A 4,226-nucleotide genomic window follows, 5' to 3' on the forward strand; every position below is an offset into this window, starting at 1 on the left:
CTCAGCCGGCTGTTTTCGGGATCGAGGAAGACGGTGGTCTTCGTGACCCTGGCGGTGATCGTCCCCTGGGGCATCGGGATGTGCAGGGTCTCGCCGTCGCGGGCGCGGCCGTCGGTAACGACCGCCATGGCGATCGAGCGGCCGAGCGCGTCCGACCAGTAGGACGAGGTGACGTGGCCGAGCATGGTCATCGGCTTCGGCTGCGCCGGGTCGGCGACGATCTGGGCGCCTTCCTGCAAGACGACCTTGGGGTCGTCGGTCAGCAGGCCGACGAGCTGCTTGCGGCCCTTCGCCACCATGTCGGGGCGGGTGAGCGAGCGCTTGCCGACGAAGTCGGGCTTCGCCTTGCCGATCGCCCAGTTGAGATTGGCGTCGTCCGGCGTCAGCGTGCCGTCGGTGTCCTGGCCGACGATGATGTAGCCCTTCTCCGCCCGCATCACGTGCNGTTGAGATTGGCGTCGTCCGGCGTCAGCGTGCCGTCGGTGTCCTGGCCGACGATGATGTAGCCCTTCTCCGCCCGCATCACGTGCATCGACTCGGTGCCGTAGGGCACGATGTCGTACTGTTGGCCGGCCTCCCACAGCTTCTCCCAGAGGGCGCGGCCGTGGCGGGCGGGGACGTTGATCTCGAAGCCGAGCTCGCCGGTGAAGGAGACGCGGAAGAGCCGCGCGGGGAAGCCGGCGACGGTCGTCTCGATCACCGCCATATGCGGGAAGGCCTCGGCCGAGAGGTCGGCGTCGGGGACGAAGGGGGCGAGGAGCTCGCGGGCGTTCGGGCCCTGGAGCGCGATCGTCGCCCACTGCTCGGTCGTCGAGGTGAGCCAGACCTTGAGGTCGGGCCACTCGGTCTGCAGATAGTCCTCCATCATGTTGAGGACGCGCGCCGCGCCGCCGGTCGTCGTGGTGACGTGGAAGCGGTCCTCGGCCAGCCGGCCGATCACGCCATCGTCGCGGATGAACCCGTCCTCGCCGAGCAGCAGGCCATAGCGGCAGCGGCCGACCCCGAGCTTGGTCCAGGGGTTGGTGTACATCCGGTTCATGAACTCGACCGCGTCCGGCCCCGCGACCTCGATCTTGCCGAGCGTCGAGGCGTCGAAGATGCCGACCGAGGCGCGGGCGCCGCGGCACTCGCGGGAGACGGCGGCGTGCATGTCCTCGCCCGGCTTCGGGAAGTACCAGGCGCGGCGCCAGAGCGCGACGGGTTCGAAGGCGGCGCCGTGGGCTTCGGCCCACGGGTCGATCGGCGTCTTGCGGGTGACCTCGAAGGTCGCGTCCTTGTGGTAGCCGGCGAAGGCGCCGAAGGTCGTCGGCGAGTAGGGCGGGCGGAAGGTGGTGAGGCCGACCTGCGGCGGGGCCTTGCCGAGCGCGTCGGCGGCGATCATCAGGCCGTTGATGTTCGACATCTTGCCCTGGTCGGTCGCCATGCCGTTCGTCGTGTAGCGCTTGACGTGCTCGATCGAGCGCATCCCCTCGCGGACCGCGAGGCGGATGTCCTTGGCGGTGACGTCGTTCTGGAAGTCGATGAAGGCCTTGGCCTTGCCGGGGTCGCGGTCGGTCGGCAGTTCCTTCAGCGTCACGCCCGAGCCGGTACGATCGGCGGTCACGGTGAAGGCCGGCGCCTCGGCTTCGCTCCCCGCGTCCTTCGCGGCGAGCGCGCCCGCGTTGGCGCCGTCCTCGAGCGACGCGGCGATGCCCCAGAGGCCGCGGCCGGCTCCTGCGATCTGCACCGCCTCGGTCTTGGTGCCGGGGAGGTAGCACTGGGCCGCCTCGTTCCACGCGAGCTTGCCCTGCGTGTGGCTGAAGAGGTGCAGGCACGGGGTCCAGCCGCCGCACATCAGCACCGTGTCGCAGGCGATGTCGCGCGCCGCGCCGGCCTTGCCGCCGTCCATGCGGTTGACCCGAAGGGACTTCACCCGCAGCCGGCCGGAGGTGCCGGTGACGGTGCGCCCCGTGAGCACCTCGATGCCGAGGGCGCGGGCACGGTCGGTCAGTGCCGGATCCACCGTGGCCCGGACGTCGACGATGACGGCGGGCTTCGCCCCGGCCTCGGCGAGGTCGAAGGCGGTGTGCCAGGCGCTGTCATGCGCGGTGACGATCGCCGGGCGGTTGCCGACCTTGACGCCGTAGCGGTTGAGGTAAGTCTGGGCGGCGCCGGCCAGCATCACGCCGGGGCGGTCGTTGCCGTCGAAGACCAGCGGCTTCTCCAGCGCGCCCTGCGCCAGCACGACTTCCTTCGCGCGGACCTTCCACATCCGCTCGCGCGGAGCGCCGTCGGGGGCGGTGTCGAGATGGTCGGTCAGGCGCTGGCAGAGGCCGACGAGGTTCTGGTGGTAGTAGCCGATCGCGGTGGTGCGCGGCATCACCGTGACGTTCGGAAGCGCGGCGAGCTCGGCCGCGGTGGCGGCGAGCCAGTCCCACGCCGGCTTGCCGTCGATGGCGACGGCGGGCTCGGAGAGGAGGGTGCCGCCGATCTCGGCATGCTCGTCGACCAGCATCACGGACGCGCCGGAGCGGCCGGCGGCGAGCGCGGCGGCGAGGCCGGCGGGACCGGCGCCGACCACGAGGACGTCCGCATGGTGGAAGCGCGAGGCGTAGCTGTCGGCATCGTGCTCGGTCGGCGAGACGCCGAGGCCGGCGGCGTTGCGGATCACCGGCTCGTAGACACGGTCCCAGAAGGCGCGGGGCCACATGAAGGTCTTGTAGTAGAAGCCGGCGGAGAACAGCGAGCCGAGGTTGTCGTTGATCGCGCCCATGTCGAAGGCGAGCGAGGGCCAGCGGTTCTGGCTGGTGGCCTCCAGCCCGGCGCGAAGCTCCTGCAGCGTGGCGCGGGTGTTCGGCTCGAAGCGGCCGGGGCCGCGGCGGGTGCCGAAGAGCGCGTTCGGCTCGTCGGAGCCGGCCGAGACCACGCCGCGCGGCCGGTGGTACTTGAACGACCGGCCCATCAGGTGGACGCCGTTGGCGAGCAGCGCCGAGGCCAGCGTGTCGCCGGCGAGGCCGGTGTAGGCCTTGCCGTCGAAGGTGAACCTGACCGGCTTCGCGTGATCGACGCGGCCGCGGTTGGGGAGGCGATAGGTCGTCACTTGGGCTCTCCCGTCAGGCTGGCGAGGTCGGGACGGGGCGCGTCCGCCTTGTAGGTGGCAAGGAACTTGTCGCCGACGGTCTCGCGCACGGCGTTGAAGAAGCGGGCGCAGCCGTTGATGTGCCTCCACCGCTCGAAGTGCACGCCCTTGGGGTTGGTGCGGATGAAGAGGAAGTCGCGCCATTCCTCGTCGGTCAGCTTCGACGGGTCGGCCGGGCGGGCGATGTGGGCCTCGCCGGCGTAGGCGAATTCCAGCTCGGGCAGGGTCTCGTCGCAATAGGGGCAATGGATCAGCAGCATCTCTCGTCTCCCTAGTGCGCGACGGCGGCGGCGGCGGCTTCGTCGATCAGCCGGCCGGTGGTGAAGCGCTCCAGCGTGAAGGGCGCGTTGATCGGGTGCGGCTCGTCCTTCGCCACCGTGTGGGCGAGGACGTGCGCCGCGCCGGGGGTCGCCTTGAAGCCGCCTGTGCCCCAGCCGCAGTTGACGTAGAGGCCAGGGACGGGCGTCTTGCCGAGGATCGCCGAGCGGTCCGGGGTCACGTCGACGATGCCGCCCCATTTCCGCAGCATCCGCATCCGCCGGAAGATCGGGAAGATCTCGCAGATCGCGGCCAGCGTATGCTCGATCAGCGGGAGGCCACCGCGCTGGGAGTAGCTGACGTACTGGTCGGTGCCGGAGCCGATGACGAGCTCGCCCTTGTCGGACTGGCTGATGTAGGCGTGGACCGAGTTCGACATGGCAACGCAGGGGAAGATCGGCTTGATCGGCTCGGAGACCAGCGCCTGCAGCGGGTAGGATTCGAGGGGGAGGCGCACGCCGGCCGTTTCCATGACGACCGAGGTGTGGCCGGCGGCGGAGACGGCGACCTTCTTCGCGGCGATGAAGCCCTTCGCCGTCTCGACGCCGGTCACGCGGCCGTCGGGGCCGCGGCGGATCGCCGTCACCGGGCAGTTCTGGATGATGTCGACGCCGCGCGCGGCGGCGGCGCGGGCATAGCCCCACGCCACCGCGTCATGCCGCGCGGTGCCGGCGCGGCGCTGGAGGGCGGCGCCCATCACCGGGTAGCGGGCGTTCGGGTTGAGGTCGAGCGGCGGGCAGAAGGCCTTGGCCTCCTTCGCCGACAGCCAGACGTTGTCGACGCCGTTCAG

At 70.9% G+C, this 4,226-nt stretch carries 2 protein-coding genes and 1 pseudogene; all 3 read right to left on the minus strand.

The window, feature by feature from the left end:
* Positions 1 to 3,079: pseudogene (locus ACLJK8_RS22070) on the minus strand (sarcosine oxidase subunit alpha); the annotation flags it as partial.
* Complete coding sequence (locus ACLJK8_RS22075) at positions 3,076 to 3,378, minus strand: sarcosine oxidase subunit delta (protein ID WP_413152358.1); 303 nt, start codon at positions 3,376 to 3,378, stop codon at positions 3,076 to 3,078. The gene ACLJK8_RS22075 and the pseudogene ACLJK8_RS22070, both read right to left, overlap by 4 nt.
* A gap of 11 nt (positions 3,379 to 3,389) precedes the next feature.
* The coding region (locus ACLJK8_RS22080) for an FAD-dependent oxidoreductase (RefSeq protein ID WP_413152356.1) at positions 3,390 to 4,226 on the minus strand (837 nt) is incomplete at its 5' end.

Origin of the sequence: Amaricoccus sp. W119 (genome assembly GCF_047275745.1) — a bacterium.
In the GTDB taxonomy this organism is placed as follows: domain Bacteria; phylum Pseudomonadota; class Alphaproteobacteria; order Rhodobacterales; family Rhodobacteraceae; genus Amaricoccus.

What these genes read in the sequence shown, in the direction of transcription:
- ACLJK8_RS22075 (WP_413152358.1), bottom strand. Translation starts at nt 3,378, where the DNA reads ATGCTGCTGATCCATTGCCCCTATTGCGACGAGACCCTGCCCGAGCTG.